General features: G+C 55.6%; 27 protein-coding genes. All 27 read right to left on the bottom strand.

The window, feature by feature from the left end:
• Positions 1 to 17: 17 nt before the first annotated feature.
• Positions 18 to 1,364: a preprotein translocase subunit SecY gene (secY, locus tag SIB88_RS09385; protein WP_068518258.1), complete on the bottom strand. Its 1,347-nt coding sequence runs from the start codon at positions 1,362 to 1,364 to the stop codon at positions 18 to 20.
• 82 nt (positions 1,365 to 1,446) lie between these two features.
• Positions 1,447 to 1,929, bottom strand: coding sequence for a 50S ribosomal protein L15 (gene rplO, locus SIB88_RS09380; protein WP_101247950.1), 483 nt, complete (start codon positions 1,927 to 1,929; stop codon positions 1,447 to 1,449).
• A 29-nt stretch (positions 1,930 to 1,958) separates the two neighbouring features.
• Positions 1,959 to 2,153, bottom strand: coding sequence for a 50S ribosomal protein L30 (rpmD, locus tag SIB88_RS09375; RefSeq protein WP_007091489.1), 195 nt, complete (start codon positions 2,151 to 2,153; stop codon positions 1,959 to 1,961).
• Positions 2,154 to 2,159: 6 nt separating this feature from the next.
• The gene (rpsE, locus tag SIB88_RS09370; protein WP_008892191.1) at positions 2,160 to 2,735 is read right to left on the bottom strand and encodes a 30S ribosomal protein S5; all 576 of its coding nucleotides are present in this window, start codon (positions 2,733 to 2,735) and stop codon (positions 2,160 to 2,162) included.
• An 11-nt stretch (positions 2,736 to 2,746) separates the two neighbouring features.
• Complete coding sequence (gene rplR, locus SIB88_RS09365) at positions 2,747 to 3,100, bottom strand: 50S ribosomal protein L18 (RefSeq protein ID WP_068518260.1); 354 nt, start codon at positions 3,098 to 3,100, stop codon at positions 2,747 to 2,749.
• 11 nt (positions 3,101 to 3,111) lie between these two features.
• On the bottom strand, positions 3,112 to 3,645 hold the full coding sequence (gene rplF, locus SIB88_RS09360) for a 50S ribosomal protein L6 (protein WP_068518261.1): 534 nt from the start codon (positions 3,643 to 3,645) through the stop codon (positions 3,112 to 3,114).
• Between the two features lie 12 nt (positions 3,646 to 3,657).
• Positions 3,658 to 4,056, bottom strand: a complete 399-nt coding sequence (gene rpsH / locus SIB88_RS09355; RefSeq protein WP_068518262.1) for a 30S ribosomal protein S8 — start codon at positions 4,054 to 4,056, stop codon at positions 3,658 to 3,660.
• A 12-nt stretch (positions 4,057 to 4,068) separates the two neighbouring features.
• Positions 4,069 to 4,374, bottom strand: a complete 306-nt coding sequence (gene rpsN, locus SIB88_RS09350) for a 30S ribosomal protein S14 (protein WP_068518263.1) — start codon at positions 4,372 to 4,374, stop codon at positions 4,069 to 4,071.
• Between the two features lie 13 nt (positions 4,375 to 4,387).
• Positions 4,388 to 4,927 carry a 50S ribosomal protein L5 gene (rplE, locus tag SIB88_RS09345; RefSeq protein WP_068518264.1) on the bottom strand — a complete coding sequence of 180 codons (540 nt, stop codon included), beginning with the start codon at positions 4,925 to 4,927 and terminating at the stop codon, positions 4,388 to 4,390.
• 11 nt (positions 4,928 to 4,938) lie between these two features.
• Entirely contained in the window at positions 4,939 to 5,256 is a 318-nt protein-coding gene (gene rplX, locus SIB88_RS09340; RefSeq protein WP_068518265.1) for a 50S ribosomal protein L24, read from the bottom strand.
• Positions 5,256 to 5,624, bottom strand: coding sequence for a 50S ribosomal protein L14 (gene rplN / locus SIB88_RS09335; protein ID WP_033067181.1), 369 nt, complete (start codon positions 5,622 to 5,624; stop codon positions 5,256 to 5,258). The genes rplX and rplN overlap by 1 nt, the downstream gene beginning before the upstream one ends.
• A 34-nt stretch (positions 5,625 to 5,658) precedes the next feature.
• Positions 5,659 to 5,892: a 30S ribosomal protein S17 gene (rpsQ, locus tag SIB88_RS09330; RefSeq protein WP_008892183.1), complete on the bottom strand. Its 234-nt coding sequence runs from the start codon at positions 5,890 to 5,892 to the stop codon at positions 5,659 to 5,661.
• A 27-nt stretch (positions 5,893 to 5,919) separates the two neighbouring features.
• Positions 5,920 to 6,120, bottom strand: coding sequence for a 50S ribosomal protein L29 (rpmC, locus tag SIB88_RS09325; RefSeq protein WP_008892182.1), 201 nt, complete (start codon positions 6,118 to 6,120; stop codon positions 5,920 to 5,922).
• Positions 6,121 to 6,126: 6 nt separating this feature from the next.
• On the bottom strand, positions 6,127 to 6,546 hold the full coding sequence (gene rplP, locus SIB88_RS09320; RefSeq protein WP_068518266.1) for a 50S ribosomal protein L16: 420 nt from the start codon (positions 6,544 to 6,546) through the stop codon (positions 6,127 to 6,129).
• A 12-nt stretch (positions 6,547 to 6,558) separates the two neighbouring features.
• The gene (rpsC, locus tag SIB88_RS09315) at positions 6,559 to 7,245 is read right to left on the bottom strand and encodes a 30S ribosomal protein S3 (RefSeq protein WP_068518267.1); all 687 of its coding nucleotides are present in this window, start codon (positions 7,243 to 7,245) and stop codon (positions 6,559 to 6,561) included.
• Positions 7,245 to 7,625 (bottom strand): 50S ribosomal protein L22, encoded by a 381-nt coding sequence (rplV, locus tag SIB88_RS09310; protein ID WP_068518268.1) that lies wholly within the window; start codon positions 7,623 to 7,625, stop codon positions 7,245 to 7,247. The genes rpsC and rplV overlap by 1 nt, the downstream gene beginning before the upstream one ends.
• A gap of 2 nt (positions 7,626 to 7,627) precedes the next feature.
• Positions 7,628 to 7,906 carry a 30S ribosomal protein S19 gene (rpsS, locus tag SIB88_RS09305; protein ID WP_008892178.1) on the bottom strand — a complete coding sequence of 93 codons (279 nt, stop codon included), beginning with the start codon at positions 7,904 to 7,906 and terminating at the stop codon, positions 7,628 to 7,630.
• 16 nt (positions 7,907 to 7,922) lie between these two features.
• Complete coding sequence (rplB, locus tag SIB88_RS09300; protein WP_068518269.1) at positions 7,923 to 8,750, bottom strand: 50S ribosomal protein L2; 828 nt, start codon at positions 8,748 to 8,750, stop codon at positions 7,923 to 7,925.
• A 4-nt stretch (positions 8,751 to 8,754) separates the two neighbouring features.
• The gene (locus tag SIB88_RS09295; protein ID WP_068518270.1) at positions 8,755 to 9,057 is read right to left on the bottom strand and encodes a 50S ribosomal protein L23; all 303 of its coding nucleotides are present in this window, start codon (positions 9,055 to 9,057) and stop codon (positions 8,755 to 8,757) included.
• Complete coding sequence (rplD, locus tag SIB88_RS09290; protein WP_068518271.1) at positions 9,054 to 9,674, bottom strand: 50S ribosomal protein L4; 621 nt, start codon at positions 9,672 to 9,674, stop codon at positions 9,054 to 9,056. The genes SIB88_RS09295 and rplD overlap by 4 nt, the downstream gene beginning before the upstream one ends.
• A 5-nt stretch (positions 9,675 to 9,679) precedes the next feature.
• Entirely contained in the window at positions 9,680 to 10,396 is a 717-nt protein-coding gene (gene rplC / locus SIB88_RS09285; RefSeq protein ID WP_101247949.1) for a 50S ribosomal protein L3, read from the bottom strand.
• A 16-nt stretch (positions 10,397 to 10,412) separates the two neighbouring features.
• Complete coding sequence (gene rpsJ, locus SIB88_RS09280) at positions 10,413 to 10,721, bottom strand: 30S ribosomal protein S10 (protein WP_007091508.1); 309 nt, start codon at positions 10,719 to 10,721, stop codon at positions 10,413 to 10,415.
• A gap of 120 nt (positions 10,722 to 10,841) precedes the next feature.
• The gene (gene tuf, locus SIB88_RS09275) at positions 10,842 to 12,032 is read right to left on the bottom strand and encodes an elongation factor Tu (RefSeq protein ID WP_206927257.1); all 1,191 of its coding nucleotides are present in this window, start codon (positions 12,030 to 12,032) and stop codon (positions 10,842 to 10,844) included.
• 28 nt (positions 12,033 to 12,060) lie between these two features.
• Positions 12,061 to 14,142, bottom strand: a complete 2,082-nt coding sequence (fusA, locus tag SIB88_RS09270; RefSeq protein WP_068518441.1) for an elongation factor G — start codon at positions 14,140 to 14,142, stop codon at positions 12,061 to 12,063.
• A 27-nt stretch (positions 14,143 to 14,169) separates the two neighbouring features.
• Complete coding sequence (gene rpsG / locus SIB88_RS09265) at positions 14,170 to 14,637, bottom strand: 30S ribosomal protein S7 (RefSeq protein WP_068518440.1); 468 nt, start codon at positions 14,635 to 14,637, stop codon at positions 14,170 to 14,172.
• Positions 14,638 to 14,649: 12 nt separating this feature from the next.
• Positions 14,650 to 15,021 carry a 30S ribosomal protein S12 gene (rpsL, locus tag SIB88_RS09260; RefSeq protein WP_007092427.1) on the bottom strand — a complete coding sequence of 124 codons (372 nt, stop codon included), beginning with the start codon at positions 15,019 to 15,021 and terminating at the stop codon, positions 14,650 to 14,652.
• Between the two features lie 371 nt (positions 15,022 to 15,392).
• The gene (gene rpoC, locus SIB88_RS09255; protein WP_068518439.1) at positions 15,393 to 19,586 is read right to left on the bottom strand and encodes a DNA-directed RNA polymerase subunit beta'; all 4,194 of its coding nucleotides are present in this window, start codon (positions 19,584 to 19,586) and stop codon (positions 15,393 to 15,395) included.
• Positions 19,587 to 19,613 lie beyond the last annotated feature (27 nt).

The following is a 19,613-nucleotide window of genomic DNA, read 5'->3' as shown; positions in this document are numbered from 1 at the left end:
GAATTCCGTGGCCGCTCTTATCGGCGGCGACCACGCAGTTTGGATTTCTTGATCAGGCCTTCATACTGATGCGCCAGCATATGAGACTGGATCTGAGCAACGGTATCCATGGTTACCGTGACTACGATCAGGAGGCTAGTCCCACCAAAGTAGAAGGGCACAGACCATTCCGCGATCAGCAGTTCCGGCAGGATACAGACGAATGCGAGATACGCTGCACCGATCACCGTCAGGCGGGTCAGGATGAAATCAAGATAGTTCGCGGTATTTTTACCCGGACGGATGCCCGGAATAAAGCCACCGTGTTTCTTCAGGTTGTCTGCCGTATCTTCCGGGTTGAATACAACCGCGGTGTAGAAGAAGGCAAAGAAGACGATCAGACCGATATAAAGCGCGATATAGAGCGGCTGGCCACGGCCAAGCAATGCGGTCGCGGTCGTCAGCCATTCCGGCGCATTGCCACCGGCGGTGAACTGTGCAACCGACAGCGGCATCAGCAGAAGCGAACTTGCAAAGATCGGCGGGATAACACCGGCAGTGTTGATCTTGAGCGGCAGGTGCGAGCTCTGACCTTCCATGACCTTCATGCCGACCTGGCGTTTCGGGTACTGGATCAGAACACGGCGCTGCGCACGTTCAACAAAGACGATGAAGGCGATAACAGCAACCGCCAGAATGATGATTGCAACAATCACCAGAGCGGAAATCGCGCCGGTACGGCCCAGTTCCAGGGTGCCGGCAATCGCGCTGGGCAGACCGGCCACAATACCGGTGAAGATGATCAGCGAAATGCCGTTACCGATGCCGCGCTGGGTGATCTGTTCACCAAGCCACATCAGGAACATGGTGCCACCGACCAGCGTCACAACAGCGGTAAAGCGGAAGAACATGCCCGGATCATGAACAGCAGCACCGGTCGAACCGGTCATGCTTTCAAGACCAACAGCAATGCCCCATGCCTGAACCGTTGCGATCAGCACCGTCAGATAGCGGGTATATTGATTAATCTTTTTACGACCCTGCTCGCCTTCTTTCTTGAGCTGCTCAAGAGACGGCGAAACAGTCGTCATCAACTGAATGATAATGGAGGCCGAGATATACGGCATGATATTCAGCGCAAAGATCGTCATACGACCCAGCGCACCACCGGCGAACATGTCAAACATGCCCAGAACGCCGCCCGCATTCTGACGGAAAATGTCAGCAAGAATGGACGGGTCAACACCAGGAACCGGAATATAGGTTCCAAGACGGTAAACAATAAGCGCGCCCAAAGTGAACCAGATACGCTTTTTAAGCTCGGTCGACTTTGAAAAAGCAGACCAATTCAGGTTCGCGGCAAGCTGCTCGGCGGCGGATGCCATGCACTCATCTCCCAATACACATAAACTGGAGGGTCCGGTCCCGTAAATTAATGGAACCGGACCCTCACGAAGTCATTCTAGCTTATTCTGCGTTATCTGCAGCGACCGGAGCAAGAACCTTGACCGAGCCACCGACTTTCTCAACAGCTTCGACAGCTGCTTTGGAAGCACCGGAGATCTCGATGTTCAGTTTCGCTTTCAGTTCGCCTTTAGCCAGAAGGCGCAGACCGTCTTTCTGCGGACGGGCAAGACCTTTTTCCGCAAGAACAGCGATAGTGACATTTGCACCTTCTTCAAGAACACCGTTATCAACGGCGGTCTGAAGGGTACCAAGGTTCACAACACCGAACTGTTTCTTGAACGGGTTTTTGAAGCCGCGTTTCGGAAGACGGCGATAGACCGGCATCTGCCCGCCTTCGAAGCCATTGATGGCTACACCTGAACGGGACTTCTGACCCTTCTGACCTGCGCCAGAAGTTTTGCCTTTGCCCGAACCGATGCCGCGACCGACGCGGGTGCGCGCCTTGCGGGCACCCGGGTTATCGGCAAGTTCGTTGAGTTTCATCGTTCAACACCTTTTCGATCTGGGGTCAATCAAGCCTCGTCCACACGGACGAGGTGCTTGACCTTTGCGATCATACCGCGAACAGCTGGGGTATCTTCCAGCTCACGAGTCCGGTGCAGTTTGTTCAGGCCAAGACCAACAAGGGTCTGGCGCTGATCAGCCGGACGTCCGATCGGCGAACCCGTCTGGGTAACGCGAACGGTCGCTTTTTTCTTAGCAGCCATATCGAATTACTCCTTTTCGAGAACGGCGGCAGCAGCCGAACCGCTATCGCGACGGGCAACGACGTCACCGACTTTCAGGCCACGCTTTGCAGCGACCTGACGCGGGGATGCACCGTTGACCAGAGCGTCAAGGGTTGCGCGGATCACGTTATGCGGGTTGTTCGAACCGGTACATTTGGACACAACGTCCTGAACGCCCATGGTTTCGAAGACCGCACGCATCGCACCGCCGGCGATGATACCGGTACCAGCCGGAGCCGAGCGAAGGATAACCTTGCCTGCACCGAAATGGCCCTGCGTATCATGGTGAAGGGTACGACCTTCACGAAGCGGAACGCGGATCATGTTGCGTTTAGCAGCTTCGGTAGCCTTGCGGATCGCTTCCGGAACTTCACGGGCTTTACCCGTGCCGTATCCGACGCGACCGCGCTGGTCACCGACAACTACCATTGCGGAGAAAGCAAAGCGACGACCGCCCTTAACGACTTTCGCGACGCGGTTGATACCAACCAGCTTGTCGACGAGTTCGTTTTCTTCACGGGCTTTCGGTGCCTGCTGCTGTTGATTCTGGTTACGTGCCATGGTCGTGCTCCTTAGAAGTCCAGACCGCCCTCACGGGCGGCATCGGCCAGAGCTTTCACCCGGCCATGGAACAGATACCCGCCACGATCGAAAACGACCGTTTTCACACCAGCTTTCACTGCGCGCTCGGCAATGGCTTTGCCAACCAGAGCAGCGGCTTCGGCATTGCTGCCTTTCGCCTTCAGATCTTTTTCGGCGGTCGAAGCTGCTACCAGGGTGGTACCAGCGACGTCGTCGATGATCTGTGCATAGATGTGAGCGTTCGAACGGTGCACGCTGAGGCGCGGGCGACCGGCCGCTTTCTGGCGGATCGCAAAACGAACGCGACGCTTGCGGCGTTCGAAAAGGCTTCTCACGTTTTTCATCGTGCCAGTCCTTACTTCTTCTTGCCTTCTTTGCGCAAGATATACTCGCCTTCGTAGCGGACACCTTTGCCTTTGTAAGGCTCCGGACCGCGCCAGCCGCGTGCATTTGCAGCGAACTGACCGACAAGCTGTTTATCTGCGCCAGAGATGGCGATAAGGGTCGGCTTTTCAGCAACGACGTTCAGACCCGCAGGGATCTCCATTTCAACGTCGTGTGAGAAGCCAAGCTGCAGAACCAGGTTCTTACCCTGTACCTGCGCACGGTAACCAACACCGGTGATTTCCAGTTTCTTGGTGAACCCTTCCGAAACCCCGGTGACGAGGTTGGCGATGTTCGCACGGGTGGTACCCCAAAGGGCACGGGCGCGCTTGCTATCGTTGTTCGGTTTCACGAAGATCTGGTTATCTTCCTGGGTGACGGATACGTCCGAGGTCAGAGGCAGGTTAAGCTCACCGAGCTTGCCCTTTGCACTGATCTGCTCTTCGGTCAAGGTGATGGTAACGCCGCTAGGCACGACCACCGGATTTTTTCCTACTCGCGACATCGTTGGCTCCCCTTAGAATACTTTGCAGAGGATTTCGCCGCCGACATTCTGCTCGCGAGCTTCCTGATCCGAGAGAACCCCTTTCGGAGTGGACAGGACTGCGATGCCGAGACCGTTGTATACTTTCGGAAGATCTTTGATCTTCGAGTATACGCGACGGCCCGGGGTCGAGACGCGGTCGATCTGCTTGATCACTGCATCGCCCTCAAAATATTTGAGTTCGATGGTGATTTCGCTGACGCCCTTGCGAATTTCATTAACGTTATAACCGCGGATGTAACCTTCGCGCTGGAGAACATCCAGCACACCGGTACGCAGTTTCGAAGCCGGCGAGACAACGCTGGATTTACCAACGCGCTGACCGTTACGGATACGCGTGAGCATATCACCGACTGGATCAGTCATCGACATGTGATGTCCTCCTTACCAGCTCGACTTCACCATGCCCGGAATCTGACCACGCGAAGCAAGTTCACGAAGGGCGATACGGGACAGGCGGAATTTGCGATAGACACCGCGCGGACGACCGGATACCTGGCAGCGAATACGCTGACGGATACGAGCCGAGTTACGCGGCAGCTGGGCGAGTTTCATCACAGCCACGATACGATCCTCAGGGGACGTCTCGCGATTTGCGATAACCGCTTTGAGGGCGGCACGCTTGGCAGCATAGCGCTTTGCCAGGCGTTCACGTTTGAGTTCACGCTCTACTGAGCTTTTCTTGGCCATGGGCCAACCTCCGTTAGTTTCCGAACGGAAGATCAAAACCCTTAAGAAGGGCAAGAGCTTCGGCGTCGGACTTAGCCGTGGTACAAATGATAATGTCCATCCCGCGGACAGAGTCGACTTTGTCATACTCTACTTCAGGAAAGACGAACTGTTCCTTCAAGCCCATGGCAAAGTTGCCACGGCCATCAAAGGATTTTTTGTTCAGGCCGCGGAAGTCACGAACGCGCGGAAGCGCGATGGTGACCAGGCGGTCCAGGAACTCAAACATACGGTCGCGACGCAGGGTCACTTTACAACCGATGTTCATACCTTCACGCAGCTTGAAAGCCGCAACCGACTTTTTCGCTTTGGTGAAGACAGGCTTCTGACCGGTGATGGCAGCGAGATCCGCAGCAGCACCTTCCAGCTTTTTGCGATCCTGGGTGGCGTCGCCGACACCCATGTTGATCACGATCTTTTCGAGGCGCGGAATCTCCATGGTGTTCTCGTAGGAGAACTCCTTCTGGAGTGCGTCACGCACCACTTCTTTGTAATGTTCGCGCAGGCGCGTCATTTTTCCGTCCCTCAGTTGTCGATGACTTCGCCGCTGAGCTTCGCGAAGCGAACCTTGCGACCGTCATCGAGGGTCTTGAAACCGACGCGGGTCGGCTTGTTTTCTTTCGGGTCGACAATCGCGATGTTGGAAACAGCAATTTTTGCTTCCTTCTCGACGATGCCACCGGCATCAGCACCGGTCGGGCGCTGGTGACGTTTCACCAGATTGATGCCCGATACCAGAACCTTGTTCTCGGCCGGGAAAGCGGCGAGAACCTCGCCGGTCTTCCCTTTGTCTTTACCCGTCAGAACAATGACGCGGTCGCCCTTTTTAATCTTGGCAGCCATTACAGCACCTCCGGAGCGAGCGAAATGATCTTCATGTAACCTTTGGAACGAAGTTCGCGGGTTACCGGGCCAAAAATACGCGTGCCGATCGGCTCGCCGTTCGCATTAATGAGAACGGCAGCGTTGCGGTCAAAGCGGATCGCCGAGCCATCGGCACGACGGATTTCCTTTGCGGTGCGAACGATGACAGCTTTGTGAACTGCACCCTTCTTTACGCGACCGCGCGGGATGGCTTCCTTGACGGAAACCACGATAACATCACCAACGTGAGCGGTTTTGCGCTTCGAGCCGCCCAGCACCTTGATGCACTGGACGCGGCGAGCGCCGCTGTTGTCGGCGACGTCCAGATTGGACTGCATCTGGATCATGGGTTTACCCCTTGACTATGATTGGGCTGAGGACTCACTCCTCGACCACTACTTCCCAAGACTTCAACTTCGAGATCGGCTTGCATTCGCGAATGCGAACTACGTCACCCGTTTTGAAGCGGTTCTCTTCATCGTGCGCGTGGAATTTCTTCGACTTACGCACGTACTTTTTATACAGCGGGTGCATGACCTGGCGTTCCACACGGACCACCACGGTCTTGTCGTTTTTGGTCGAAACGACTGTCCCCTGCAATACACGCCTCGGCATGTGTGTTTACTCCTCTGCGTGTCCAGTTTAGGCCGCGGTCGCACCCTTCTCGTTACCGAGAAGGGTTTTGATGCGGGCGATATCACGACGGACCTGGCGGACCCGCGCAGTGTTCTCAAACTGACCGGAAGCCTGCTGGAATCGCATGTTGAACGATTCTTTACGCAGGTCCAGCAGCAGCTGTTTCAGTTCGTCAGCGCTTTTAGCGCGGAGATCAGCAATTTTCATCACTAATTACTCCCCTTCACCAAGACGGGTGACAAACTTGGTCTTGATCGGCAGTTTTGCCGATGCCAGCTCGAAAGCGCGGCGTGCAAGATCCAACGGAACACCGTCGAGTTCAAACATGATCCGACCCGGTTTAACGCGTGCCGCCCAATATTCAGGCGAGCCTTTACCTTTACCCTGACGGACTTCGGCAGGCTTCTGCGAGACCGGGAGATCCGGGAAAACGCGAATCCACACACGACCCTGACGGCGGATGTGGCGGGTGATCGCGCGGCGAGCCGCTTCGATCTGACGCGCCGTTATACGCTCAGGCTCCAAGGCTTTCAAGCCATAAGCGCCGAAATTAAGATCCGTACCACCCTTGGCTTCACCTTTAAGGCGGCCTTTGTGGGCTTTACGGAACTTTGTACGTTTCGGAGAAAGCATATCTGGATCTCCTTACTTACGGCTGGAACCAGCCGACTCGAGAGCTTTACGCTCCGATGCCAGCGGATCATGTGCCATGATTTCGCCCTTGAAGATCCAGACCTTCAGACCGCAAACACCATAGGTGGTGTGTGCTTCCGAAGTTCCGTAATCCACGTCCGCACGCAGCGTATGCAGCGGAACGCGACCTTCACGATACCATTCGGTACGGGCGATTTCTGCGCCACCAAGACGACCAGCAGCATTAATACGAATGCCACCGGCACCGAGACGCATTGCGTTCTGAACCGAGCGCTTCATAGCGCGACGGAACGAAACACGGCGCTCAAGCTGCTGGGCGATGTTGTCAGCGACCAGCTTGGCATCGATTTCCGGCTTGCGGATTTCGATGATGTTAACCTGCACTTCGGCATTTGCCAGCTTCTGCAGATCGTTCTTGAGCTTCTCGATGTCCTGGCCTTTTTTCCCGATCACAACGCCCGGACGAGCGGTGTGGATCGAAATGCGAGCTTTCTTCGCCGGACGTTCGATAATCACCTTCGAAACACCAGCCTGCTTGAGGCGGTCGAAGATGAATTTACGGATCGCAAGATCTTCATGAAGAAGACCAGCGAAATCGGACTTGTTGGCGTACCAGCGGGAATCCCAGGTACGGTTAATGCCAACGCGCAGACCGATCGGATTTACTTTCTGACCCATTACTCGGCCTCCTCACGTTCGCAAACGACGATGCGCATGTTGGAGAACGGCTTCAGGATCTTGCCAACACGACCGCGTGCACGGGCGCGCCAACGTTTCATCACGAAGGCCTTACCAACAGATGCCTCTTTAACATAGAGACGGTCGACATCGAGCTGATGGTTGTTTTCGGCGTTAGCAATTGCCGATTCCAGCAGCTTTTTGACGTCCTGCGAAATACGTTTGTTGGAGAAGGTCAGTTCTGCCAAAGCAGCTTCTGCCTTCAAACCACGGATCGACTCGGCGACGAGGTTGAGCTTACGCGGGGAAATGCGTACTGCCCGGAGCGAAGCCGCAGCCTCGTTATCCGCCAGCCGACGGATGTCAGCTTTCTTACCCATCGTTACTTCCTCTTCGCCTTTTTGTCGGCCGCGTGACCATAGTAGGTACGGGTCGGCGAGAATTCACCGAACTTGTGACCAATCATGTCTTCGGTCACCAGCACCGGCAAGAATTTCTGGCCATTGTAAACCCCAAAGGTGAGGCCTACGAATTGCGGCAGAATCGTCGAACGCCGCGACCAGGTCTTAATTACCTCATTCCGGCCTGAGGCACGGACAGTATCGGCTTTCTTAAGAAGGTATCCGTCAACAAACGGACCCTTCCAAACGGAACGCGCCATAGTCTAGCCTCCTCCGTTAGCTCTTGTGACGACGGCGCATGATGAGCGCGTCGGTCTTCTTGTTCGAGCGGGTACGTTTGCCCTTGGTAGGCTTGCCCCACGGCGTAACCGGGTGACGACCACCCGAAGTACGACCTTCACCACCACCATGCGGGTGATCGATCGGGTTCATGGCAACACCACGAACCGAAGGACGCTTGCCGAGCCAGCGATTACGGCCGGCTTTACCAAGGTTAGTGTTCTGATGGTCCGGGTTGGACACGGCACCGATGGTTGCCATGCATTCACCACGTACCAAACGTACCTCACCGGAGGACAGCTTAAGCTGGGCGTAACCCTGGTCCTTACCAACGAGCTGCACGTATGCACCTGCTGAACGTGCGATCTGGCCACCTTTACCGGCTTTCAGTTCGACGTTATGGACAATGGTACCGACCGGAATGTTCTTCAGCGGTGCGGCGTTACCCGGCTTAATGTCTACGCGTTCAGCGGCAACAACGTTGTCGCCGACAGCGAGACGCTGCGGTGCGAGGATGTAGGCCAGCTCGTCGTCGGAATAACGAACCAGTGCGATGAACGCAGTACGGTTCGGATCATATTCCAAACGCTCGACGGTACCGACGACGTCAAACTTGGTACGTTTGAAGTCGATGAGACGGTAACGACGTTTGTGACCACCACCAATACGGCGGGCGGTGATACGACCAGTGTTGTTACGGCCACCTTTCTTGCGAAGACCTTCGGTCAACGCTTTGATCGGCTTGCCCTTGTGGAGATCGGAACGATCCACGAGAACCAGCTGACGGCGACCAGGAGAGGTTGGTTTAAACTTCTTCAAAGCCATTGTCTTAGATTCCCGTAGTCACGTCGATGGACTGACCCTCTTCGAGGGTTACCATCGCTTTCTTGAAATCACTCCGACGACCGGAAACACCGCGAAAACGCTTGGTCTTTCCTTTTACCACAGAGGTATTGACCGCCTTGACCTTCACCCCGAACAGACCTTCCACAGCAGCCTTGATCTCCGGCTTGGTGGCGTCGATCGCAACTTTGAACGCAACTGCGTTGTGTTCAGAAATCAGCGTCGACTTTTCAGTGATATGCGGGGCGCGGATGACTTCGTACATCCGCTCTTTGCTGATGATCGTCATTTGAGACGTGCCTCCAACGCTTCGACCGCACCCTTGGTCAGCACCAGGGTGTCACGGCGCAGGATGTCATAGACGTTAGCACCGATCTCCGGGAGCACGTCAATCTGCGGGATGTTGCGCGCTGCGCGTGCAAAACCTTCGTTGACCTGCGCACCATCGATGATCAGTGCAGATTTCCAGCCGAGCTTACCAAAAGCTGCGACCAGATTCTTGGTTTTGGCGTCCGAGAATTCCGCGTTATCAAGAACGATAAGCTTGCCGTCCTTTGCTTTAGCCGACAGAGCGGTTTTAAGCGCGAGTTTACGGAACTTCTTGGTCAGATCGTGTGCGTGGTCGCGAACGCGCGGACCGTGCACGGTACCACCACCACGGAACTGTGCAGCCTTACGGGAACCGTGACGTGCACCGCCACTACCCTTCTGACGCACGAATTTTTTCGTGGTTGCGGAAACTTCCGACTTTTCCTTCACCTTGTGGGTACCGGCGCGGCGTTTTGCCAGCTGCCAGTTCACCATGCGGTGCAGGACGTCACGACGTACTTCCAGACCAAAGATCTCTTCTGCGAGATCGATGTTGCCTGCCTTGGAAGCGTCAAGTTTGAGAATGTCGAGCTTCATGATGCTTATTCCTTATCCTCGGCGACAGCTTCTTCAGCAGCCGGGGCAGCACCCTTGAGCGCGGCCGGGAACGGAAGACCTTCCGGTGCAGCACGCTTCACGGCATCCTTGACAAGGACGTAGGCGCCCTTGTGACCCGGGACTGCACCGTGGATCAGGATCAGGCCTTTGTCGGCGTCAGAAGCGACAACCTTAAGGGACTGAACAGTCACACGTGCGGCACCGAGGTGACCAGCCATCTTCTTACCTTTGAAGACGCGGCCCGGATCCTGGCACTGACCGGTGGAACCATGCGAACGGTGCGAAATCGACACACCGTGCGACGCACGCAGACCACCGAAGTTATGACGCTTCATCGCACCGGCAAAACCTTTACCGATGGAAGTGCCGATTACGTCAACGTACTGGCCTTCAACGAAGTGAGCGGCAGAAAGTTCTGCACCAACTTCAATCAGGCCATCTTCGCTAACGCGGAATTCAGCAAGTTTGGCTTTCGGCTCAACCTTGGCTTTGGCGAAGTGGCCACGCATCGGCTTGGATACGTTTTTCACTTTCGCTTTGCCATAACCAAGCTGAACAGCGACGTAGCCGTCGGTGTCGTTGGTACGGTTGGCGACAACCTGAAGATCTTCGACCTTCAGAACGGTTACAGGAAGGTGGGAACCATCGTCTTTGAAGACGCGGGTCATGCCGACCTTCTGGGTAATAAGTCCACTACGCATTGCGGCTTACTCCCGATTAAAGTTTGATCTCGACGTCGACGCCGGCAGCCAGATCGAGCTTCATCAAAGCATCGACGGTCTGCGGGGTCGGGTCGACAATGTCGAGAAGACGCTTGTGCGTACGGATTTCGAACTGTTCACGCGATTTCTTATCGATGTGCGGAGACCGCAGAACAGTGTATTTTTCAATGCGGGTCGGCAGCGGAATCGGGCCGCGGACCTCTGCGCCAGTGCGCTTCGCCGTATTGACGATCTCGCGCGTGGACTGATCCAGCACGCGATGGTCAAACGCCTTCAGGCGAATGCGAATGTTCTGACTATCCATGTAATTATGTACCGGAGCCCTCAAAAGGACACCGGCCCCTCAACTGGAGTTGACGATTGCCGCAAAAGTGTTGCGGGCGGCTTACATAGCCGCCCGCTTCACAAAGATCAAGAGAAAAAATTACTCGATGATCTTGGCAACAACGCCCGCGCCGACGGTACGACCGCCTTCACGGATTGCGAAACGCAGACCTTCGTCCATTGCGATCGGTGCAATGAGGGTCGCGGTCATCTGGACGTTGTCGCCCGGCATAACCATTTCGGTGCCAGCCGGCAGCTCGATCGAACCGGTAACGTCAGTCGTACGGAAGTAGAACTGCGGACGGTAGTTCGAGAAGAACGGCGTGTGACGGCCACCTTCATCCTTGGTCAGGATGTAAGCTTCTGCTTCAAACTTGGTGTGCGGGGTGATCGAGCCAACATGTGCCAGAACCTGGCCACGTTCGACGTCTTCACGCTTGGTACCACGAAGCAGGGCGCCGATGTTGTCGCCAGCTTCACCCTGATCGAGCAGCTTGCGGAACATTTCAACGCCGGTAACGGTCGTTTTGACGGTGTCTTTAATGCCGACGATTTCGATCTCTTCGCCAACTTTAACAACGCCGGTTTCAACACGACCGGTAACAACCGTACCACGACCCGAAATCGAGAACACGTCTTCGATCGGCATCAGGAACGGCTTGTCTTTCGGACGATCCGGTGCCGGGATGTAGTCATCAACAGCAGCCATCAGCTCGAGGATAGCGTTTTTGCCGATTTCGTCATCGCGACCTTCCAGAGCAGCAAGAGCCGAGCCCTTGATGATCGGAATATCGTCGCCCGGGAAGTCGTAGGACGACAGAAGTTCACGGATTTCCATTTCGACGAGCTCGAGAAGCTCTTCGTCGTCAACCTGGTCAACCTTGTTCATGAACACGACCAGTGCCGGAACGCCAACCTGACGTGCAAGCAGGATGTGCTCGCGGGTCTGCGGCATCGGGCCATCAGCTGCCGAAACAACCAGGATGCCACCGTCCATCTGTGCCGCACCAGTGATCATGTTTTTAACATAGTCAGCGTGGCCCGGGCAGTCGACGTGCGCGTAGTGGCGGTTTTCGGTCTCATATTCGACGTGCGCGGTCGAGATCGTGATACCACGAGCTTTCTCTTCCGGTGCCTTGTCGATCATGCTGTAGTCCTGGAACGATGCGCCACCCTGTTCTGCCAGAACTTTGGTGATCGCTGCGGTCAGCGTGGTTTTACCGTGGTCAACGTGGCCGACGGTGCCAACGTTAACGTGCGGTTTTGTACGCTCAAACTTTTCTTTAGCCATTTCTAACTCCGTTTATTCTGGCTTGGCCTTAGCCGGCCGATTTGGCTTTGACTTCGTCCGCAACTGCCTGCGGAACGTCTGCATAGTGATCAAACTGCATCACGAACTGGGCACGACCCTGGGACATGGAGCGCAGCGTGTTGACGTAACCGAACATGTTCGCCAGCGGTACGAACGCGTTAACAACGCGTGCGATGCCACGGGAGTCCATGTCACGAACCTGGCCACGACGGCTGTTCAGGTCGCCAATGATGTCGCCCATATACTCTTCCGGGGTCACTACTTCGACTTTCATGATCGGCTCGAGCAGCTTCGGAGAAGCTTTCGACAGACCTTCTTTGAACGCTGCACGGGCAGCGATTTCGAAGGCCATGACGCTCGAGTCAACGTCGTGGTAGGCACCGTCGGTCAGCTTGATCGACAAGTCGGTTACCGGGAAGCCTGCGATAACGCCGCTCTGCAGCGAGCTTTCGAGACCTTTGGCAACACCCGGGATGTATTCCTTCGGAACGTTACCGCCAACAACGGTATCGGTGAAGGAGAAGCCCGAACCCGGTTCACCCGGGGTGAAGGTGAGCTTGATACGCGCGAACTGACCCGAACCACCCGACTGTTTTTTGTGGGTGTAGTCGATATCGACTTCTTTCGAGATGGTTTCGCGATAAGCAACCTGCGGCGCGCCGATGTTAGCTTCGACTTTGAATTCACGCTTCATACGATCGACGATGATGTCGAGGTGAAGTTCGCCCATACCCGAAATGATGGTCTGGCCGGATTCGTGGTCGGATTTAACGCGGAACGACGGATCTTCCTGTGCAAGACGTGCAAGGGCGAGACCCATTTTTTCCTGGTCGGCTTTCGATTTCGGCTCAACAGCGATTTCGATAACCGGATCCGGGAATTCCATACGCTCAAGGATGATCGGCTTCGCCGGGTCACAAAGGGTATCACCAGTGGTGGTGTCCTTCATGCCAACCAGAGCAACGATGTCGCCCGAGCAAGCGTATTTGATTTCTTCGCGGTTGTTCGAATGCATGAGAAGCATACGGCCGATACGTTCTTTTTTCTCTTTGACAGAGTTCAGAACATACGAGCCGGCATCAAGGATACCGGAATAGATACGAATGAAGGTCAGCGAACCAACGAACGGATCCGACATGATCTTGAATGCAAGAGCCGAGAACGGCGCTTCATCGGTCAGCGGACGGGAATCCGGCTCGTCTTCGGTGTTCGGCTTGACGCCACGAACATCGTCGATGTCATCCGGTGCCGGCATGAAGTCGATAACGGCATCAAGAAGCGGCTGAACGCCTTTGTTCTTGAACGCGGTACCCAGAAGGACCGGAACCAGATCGCCGGCGATGGTGCCTTTACGGATGCACTTCTTGAGAACTTCCTCGGTCGGCATTTCGCCTTCGAGGTAAGCTTCCATTGCTGCTTCGTCGCACTCAACAGCCTGTTCGATCAGAGCTTCACGGTATTCTTCAGCCTGGTCTTTCAGGGAATCGCGGATGTCGCGATACTCGAACTCTGCACCAAGGGATTCGTCTTTCCAGACGATTTCCTTGTTGCGAACGAGGTCAACAACACCTTCGAACTCACCTTCGGAACCGATCGGCAGCTGCATGACAGCGGCGTTGGCACCGAGGCGTTCCTTGATCATTTCGACGCAGCGGAAGAAGTCTGCACCGGTACGGTCCATCTTGTTGACAAAGCACATACGCGGAACGTGGTACTTGTCAGCCTGACGCCACACGGTTTCGGTCTGCGGCTCAACGCCGGAAACGGCGTCGAAAACAGCGCAGGCACCATCGAGAACACGGAGCGAACGTTCAACTTCAATGGTGAAGTCAACGTGGCCCGGGGTATCGATGATGTTAATACGGTGGTCGTTCCAGAAGCAGGTCGTCGCAGCAGACGTAATCGTAATGCCACGTTCCTGTTCCTGTTCCATCCAGTCCATGGTCGCGGCGCCGTCATGGACTTCGCCGATTTTGTAGGACTTGCCGGTGTAGAAAAGAATTCGCTCGGTGGTCGTCGTTTTACCGGCATCAATGTGCGCCATGATGCCGATGTTGCGATACCGAGAGATCGGAGTACGTTGTACCATAATCGACTCTTGATCTTGAGGTCTGAATTACCAGCGATAATGAGCGAAAGCCTTGTTGGCTTCGGCCATACGGTGGGTGTCTTCGCGCTTCTTGACAGCACTGCCGCGGTTGTTGGCAGCATCCATCAATTCACCGGCGAGACGACCGATCATGGTCGTTTCGGAACGCTTGCGGGCAGCGTCAACCAGCCAACGAATGGCCAGAGCCTGACGACGCTCGGAACGAACTTCAACCGGAACCTGGTAAGTAGCACCACCAACACGGCGCGAACGAACTTCGACGTTCGGCTTCACGTTATCCATGGCTTCGTGGAACTGGGCAACCGGGTCTGCACCCTTGCTTTCCATTACTTCCAGGGCACCATAAACGATTTTTTCGGCGGCAGATTTTTTGCCGTCGAGCATAAGACCGTTCATGAACTTGGTAAGAACCTTGTCGCCATATTTGGCGTCAGGGAGTACTTCGCGCTTTTCAGCAGCGTGACGACGTGACATCTGAGCTGCTCCTTATTTCGGACGCTTCGCGCCGTATTTCGAACGACGCTGCTTACGGTCTTTGACACCCTGTGTATCGAGGGTACCGCGAATGATGTGGTAACGAACACCCGGCAAATCTTTTACACGGCCGCCGCGGATCATCACGACAGAGTGTTCCTGCAGGTTGTGGCCTTCACCCGGAATGTAGGAGGTTACTTCGTAGCCGTTGGTCAAACGGACACGGGCAACCTTACGAAGTGCCGAGTTCGGCTTCTTCGGGGTCGTGGTGTAGACACGGGTGCAAACGCCGCGTTTCTGCGGGCATGCTTCCAGTGCCGGAACCATATCGCGCTGGGTGCGCGGAGTCCGCGATTTGCGGATCAACTGGTTAATAGTGGGCATTAACTTTCCCTTTTACTTCAACGGACGCCACTAGGGCGCTGCTCTTATCGACGCACGACGAGCGACCACGCGTCCCCATACACAGTACGGAAACACGCGCGGACGCCCATAAATGCAGGAGTTCCTGCCTCGACGGCCGTCAGAGTCGCACTCAAGCGATGGGGGGCGAAAACCGCCCGCTACCGTACAAAACGGTACCGGCACAGCTACACCCCCCTAGATTCGGTGGGCGCATACTAGTGACGGCCCCCTTTTGCGTCAAGCAAAACCATATGGACCTTCGAGTTGGCGCTTCAAACGCCGAGACGAACCGGTGCGTCGATAAGAGTTCCGGTTCGCCTCTGATTCTTTAACTGTCTGGCGCGACGAAGTTATTCGCCTGCCGGCAGTGAAGCGGTGTCGGCATCGGCCTGCGGGCCGAAATTGTCGCCGATTTCTTCTTCTGCCTCGATCTGTACCGATTTGTCGCGTTCGGCAGCCAGTGCACGGAAGCGGTTCATCACCGCACCGGTACCAGCCGGGATCAAACGACCCACGATGACGTTCTCTTTCAGACCGATAAGGGTATCGGTCTTGCCCGAAACGGCTGCTTCGGTAAGAACGCGCGTGGTTTCCTGGAACGACGCGGCCGAGATGAAGGAATGCGTCTGCAGGGATGCCTTGGTGATCCCCTGGAGGACCGGTGCACCTTCTGCGAGTTCGCCGCCTTCTTTAAGCGCACGCTCGTTTTCGGCATCGAAGTCAACGCGGTCAATGATTTCACCAACCAGAAGAGTCGTGTCACCCGGTTTGGTGATTTCGACTTTCTGAAGCATCTGGCGAACGATGACTTCGATATGCTTGTCGTTAATCTTCACGCCCTGCAGACGGTAGACTTCCTGGATCTCGTTGACCAGGTAATCTGCCAGTGCCGGGACGCCCATGACGCGCAGGATATCGTGCGGAACCGGCGAACCATCAAGGAGCTGATCGCCCTTCTCGACGAAGTCCCCTTCCTGAACGGCAAGATGCTTGCCTTTCGGGATCAGGTATTCGACCGGTTCGGTCAGGCCCGAATCCTCGAGCGGGTGAACGATGACACGGCGCTTGTTCTTGTAGTCCTTGCCGAATTCGACGCGACCCGGGATATCCGAGATGATTGCGTGTTCTTTCGGTTTACGGGCTTCGAACAGCTCGGCAACACGCGGCAGACCACCGGTGATGTCACGGGTCTTCGAACCTTCGCGCGGGATACGTGCAAGCACGTCACCAGCATGAACTTTCTGACCGTTCTCGACCGAGAGAATAGCGTCAACCGACAGGAAGTAACGGGCTTCAAGACCGTTATCCAGGTTGATGACCTCGCCGGCTTCGTTACGCAGGGTAACGCGCGGCTTAAGGTCGGACGCCTTGGGCATGCTCTTCCAGTCGATAACCGTTTTCGAGGCAATACCGGTCGCTTCGTCATAGACTTCGCGAATGGTTACGTTCTCGAGAAGGTCGACATAGTTCACATAACCTTCTTTCTCGGTGATGATCGGCAGGGTGTACGGATCCCACTCGGCCAGTTTCTGACCACGCGTGACCTGTGCACCCTCATCGGTGAGAAGTTTTGCACCGTACGGAACGCGATATTTCGCACGCTCGCGACCGGTTTTGTCGATCAGGAGAATCTCGAGGTTACGCGCCATAACGATGTTGACGCCTGCCGAGTTCTCAACGACTGCACGGTTTTTCAGTTTCACGGTTGCATCGAAGTTCGCTTCGACACCGGAGACCTCTGCACCACGCTGTGCCGCGCCACCAATGTGGAACGTACGCATGGTCAGCTGGGTGCCCGGCTCACCGATCGACTGTGCGGCGATAACACCGACAGCTTCACCGATGTTCACCGTGGTACCGCGTGCCAGGTCACGACCATAGCAATGGCCGCAAACACCGGTTTCGGCGTCACAGGTCAGAACCGAACGGATACGTGCGGTTTCAACACCGGCTTTCTCGATGAGATCGAGGTGATCTTCTTCAACCATCTCGTTCTTCGGCACGATAACTTCACCGGTCGACGGATCAACGATCTCGTCGGCGGTGAAACGACCGAGGATACGATCAGACAGGGTTTCGATAACCTCACCGGAATCGACGACGGCTGCGATGTCGAGGCCACGATCCGTACCGCAATCATGCTGGGTGATGATGCAGTCCTGGGCCACGTCAACCAGACGACGGGTAAGGTAACCCGAGTTCGCCGTTTTCAGTGCGGTATCAGCCAGACCTTTACGAGCACCGTGGGTGGAGTTGAAGTACTCCTGCACGGTCAGGCCTTCTTTAAAGTTCGAAATAATCGGGGTCTCGATGATCGAGCCGTCCGGTTTCGCCATCAGGCCACGCATAGCAGCCAGCTGACGCATCTGGGCGGCAGAACCACGAGCACCGGAGTGCGCCATCATGTAAACCGAGTTCACATTGTCACCTTCTGCCGTCGCCGAGATGACTTTCATCATCGCTTCGGAAACGTCGTCGGTGCACTGCGCCCAGGCGTCAACAACCTTGTTGTATTTCTCACCACGGGTGATGAGACCGTCCTGGTACTGCTGCTCGTATTCCTTGACCTTGTCGTGGGTACCACCGACCAGCGGTTCCTTGGCGTCCGGAATGATCATGTCATCCTTGCCAAACGAAATGCCGGCTTTACATGCCCAGTTGAAACCAAGGCCCATCATGCGGTCAGCAAAGATAACGGTCTCTTTCTGGCCACAGTGACGGTAAACGACATCGATAACGTTCGAGACGTCTTTTTTGGTCAGCAGCTTGTTGATGGTCGAGAACGGAATGCGCGGATGACGCGGCAGAAGTTCCGACAGCAACATGCGGCCCGGGGTGGTCGCAACACGAACGGTGATGCGTTCGTTGTTTTCATCAACCGTGTGGTAACGGGCATTGATCTTGGAATGCAGGGTGACAACACCCTCGTCCAGTGCCTGTTCGATCTCGGCGATGTTGACAAACGACATGCCCTCGCCCGGCTGACCGTCACGCTCCATGGAGATGTAGTACAGACCAAGGACAATATCCTGCGACGGCACGATGATCGGTTTACCCGATGCCGGCGAAAGGATGTTGTTGGTCGACATCATCAGGGTACGTGCTTCAAGCTGGGCTTCAAGCGACAACGGTACGTGGACAGCCATCTGGTCACCGTCGAAGTCCGCGTTGAACGCAGTACAAACGAGCGGATGCAGCTGGATGGCCTTACCTTCGATCAGGGTAGGCTCGAACGCCTGGATACCAAGACGGTGCAGGGTCGGTGCACGGTTGAGCATGACCGGATGTTCGCGGATAACCTGTTCAAGGATATCCCAAACTTCGGCGCGCTCTTTTTCCACCATGCGCTTTGCAGCCTTAATGGTGGTGGCCATCCCGTACAGTTCCAGCTTCGCGTAAACGAACGGCTTGAACAGTTCGAGCGCCATTTTCTTCGGCAGACCGCACTGATGCAGTTTCAGGTTCGGACCCACGGTAATAACGGAACGACCGGAATAGTCGACGCGTTTACCCAGAAGGTTCTGACGGAAACGACCCTGCTTGCCTTTGAGCATGTCCGACATCGATTTGAGCGGACGCTTGTTGGCACCAGTGATCGGACGACCGCGGCGACCGTTGTCAAACAGCGCATCAACCGATTCCTGAAGCATACGTTTTTCGTTACGCACGATGATATCAGGCGCACGAAGCTCGATCAGGCGCTTCAGACGGTTGTTACGGTTGATGACACGACGGTAAAGGTCGTTCAGATCCGAGGTTGCGAAACGGCCGCCATCAAGCGGAACCAGCGGACGCAGTTCCGGCGGAATGACCGGAATCACTTCAAGGATCATCCATTCCGGGCGCGCGCCGGATTCCTGGAAGGCCTCAATCAGCTTGAGACGCTTGACCAGCTTCTTGCGCTTGGCTTCGGAATTGGTTTCCTTGAGGTCGATTTTCGCGGTTTCGCGTTCTTCATCAAGGTCGATTGCCGCAAGCATATCGCGGATGGCTTCGGCACCGATACCGGCACGGAAGCTGTCTTCGCCATATTCTTCCTGGGCAGTCATATACTGGTCTTCGGACAGGAGCTCACCCATTTTAAGCGGGGTAAGGCCCGGTTCGATAACCACATAGTTTTCGAAGTACAGAATGCGCTCAAGATCCTTGAGCGTCATGTCCAGCAGCAGACCCAGACGGCTCGGCAGCGACTTCATGAACCAGATATGGGCAACAGGTGCCGCCAGTTCGATATGGCCCATACGTTCACGACGTACTTTGGCCAGAGTCACTTCGACGCCGCATTTTTCACAGATAATGCCGCGATACTTCATACGCTTGTACTTGCCGCACAAGCATTCGTAATCCTTCACCGGACCAAAAATGCGCGCACAGAACAGGCCGTCGCGCTCCGGTTTGAAGGTCCGGTAGTTGATGGTTTCCGGTTTCTTGATCTCGCCGAACGACCAGGAGCGGATACGCTCCGGGCTGGCAATCTGAATCCGGATCTGATCGAAGCTCTGGGTGCCCTGCGGCTGCCCGAAGATCTTCATCAACTCGTTCATAAAGGCTCTCCCGCTATGCCCGGTCTC

It is taken from the genome of Thalassospira sp. MIT121401 (assembly GCF_047125595.1).
GTDB lineage: Bacteria > Pseudomonadota > Alphaproteobacteria > Rhodospirillales > Thalassospiraceae > Thalassospira > Thalassospira povalilytica.
This window is presented reverse-complemented; position numbering and strand designations above follow the sequence as displayed.

Bases quoted from the DNA above. Each gene is read 5' to 3' on its own strand.
- rpsL (WP_007092427.1), bottom strand. From the start codon at position 15,021: ATGCCCACTATTAACCAGTTGATCCGCAAATCGCGGACTCCGCGCACC.
- rpoC (WP_068518439.1), bottom strand. From the start codon at position 19,586: ATGAACGAGTTGATGAAGATCTTCGGGCAGCCGCAGGGCACCCAGAGC.
- rplP (WP_068518266.1), bottom strand. From the start codon at position 6,546: ATGCTTTCTCCGAAACGTACAAAGTTCCGTAAAGCCCACAAAGGCCGC.
- rpsS (WP_008892178.1), bottom strand. From the start codon at position 7,906: ATGGCGCGTTCCGTTTGGAAGGGTCCGTTTGTTGACGGATACCTTCTT.
- fusA (WP_068518441.1), bottom strand. From the start codon at position 14,142: ATGGTACAACGTACTCCGATCTCTCGGTATCGCAACATCGGCATCATG.
- rpsQ (WP_008892183.1), bottom strand. From the start codon at position 5,892: ATGCCGAGGCGTGTATTGCAGGGGACAGTCGTTTCGACCAAAAACGAC.
- rplF (WP_068518261.1), bottom strand. From the start codon at position 3,645: ATGTCGCGAGTAGGAAAAAATCCGGTGGTCGTGCCTAGCGGCGTTACC.
- rpsJ (WP_007091508.1), bottom strand. From the start codon at position 10,721: ATGGATAGTCAGAACATTCGCATTCGCCTGAAGGCGTTTGACCATCGC.
- rplO (WP_101247950.1), bottom strand. From the start codon at position 1,929: ATGAAACTCAACGAACTTGCCGATAACCCGGGTGCCCGCAAGGCGCGC.
- rpsN (WP_068518263.1), bottom strand. From the start codon at position 4,374: ATGGCCAAGAAAAGCTCAGTAGAGCGTGAACTCAAACGTGAACGCCTG.
- rpsG (WP_068518440.1), bottom strand. From the start codon at position 14,637: ATGTCACGTCGTCACGCTGCTGAAAAGCGCGAAGTACTCCCTGACGCC.
- rpmC (WP_008892182.1), bottom strand. From the start codon at position 6,120: ATGAAAATTGCTGATCTCCGCGCTAAAAGCGCTGACGAACTGAAACAG.
- rplD (WP_068518271.1), bottom strand. From the start codon at position 9,674: ATGAAGCTCGACATTCTCAAACTTGACGCTTCCAAGGCAGGCAACATC.
- rpsC (WP_068518267.1), bottom strand. From the start codon at position 7,245: ATGGGTCAGAAAGTAAATCCGATCGGTCTGCGCGTTGGCATTAACCGT.
- rpsH (WP_068518262.1), bottom strand. From the start codon at position 4,056: ATGTCGATGACTGATCCAGTCGGTGATATGCTCACGCGTATCCGTAAC.
- rplN (WP_033067181.1), bottom strand. From the start codon at position 5,624: ATGATCCAGATGCAGTCCAATCTGGACGTCGCCGACAACAGCGGCGCT.
- rpsE (WP_008892191.1), bottom strand. From the start codon at position 2,735: ATGGCACGTAACCAGAATCAACAGCAGCAGGCACCGAAAGCCCGTGAA.
- rplV (WP_068518268.1), bottom strand. From the start codon at position 7,625: ATGGGTAAGAAAGCTGACATCCGTCGGCTGGCGGATAACGAGGCTGCG.
- secY (WP_068518258.1), bottom strand. From the start codon at position 1,364: ATGGCATCCGCCGCCGAGCAGCTTGCCGCGAACCTGAATTGGTCTGCT.
- rplX (WP_068518265.1), bottom strand. From the start codon at position 5,256: ATGGCTGCCAAGATTAAAAAGGGCGACCGCGTCATTGTTCTGACGGGT.
- tuf (WP_206927257.1), bottom strand. From the start codon at position 12,032: ATGGCTAAAGAAAAGTTTGAGCGTACAAAACCGCACGTTAACGTTGGC.
- rplC (WP_101247949.1), bottom strand. From the start codon at position 10,396: ATGCGTAGTGGACTTATTACCCAGAAGGTCGGCATGACCCGCGTCTTC.
- rplR (WP_068518260.1), bottom strand. From the start codon at position 3,100: ATGAAAAACGTGAGAAGCCTTTTCGAACGCCGCAAGCGTCGCGTTCGT.
- rplE (WP_068518264.1), bottom strand. From the start codon at position 4,927: ATGACGCGCCTGCGCGAACATTACAAAGAAGTGGTGCGTGACGCACTC.
- SIB88_RS09295 (WP_068518270.1), bottom strand. From the start codon at position 9,057: ATGACGATCATCAGCAAAGAGCGGATGTACGAAGTCATCCGCGCCCCG.
- rplB (WP_068518269.1), bottom strand. From the start codon at position 8,750: ATGGCTTTGAAGAAGTTTAAACCAACCTCTCCTGGTCGCCGTCAGCTG.
- rpmD (WP_007091489.1), bottom strand. From the start codon at position 2,153: ATGGCTGCTAAGAAAAAAGCGACCGTTCGCGTTACCCAGACGGGTTCG.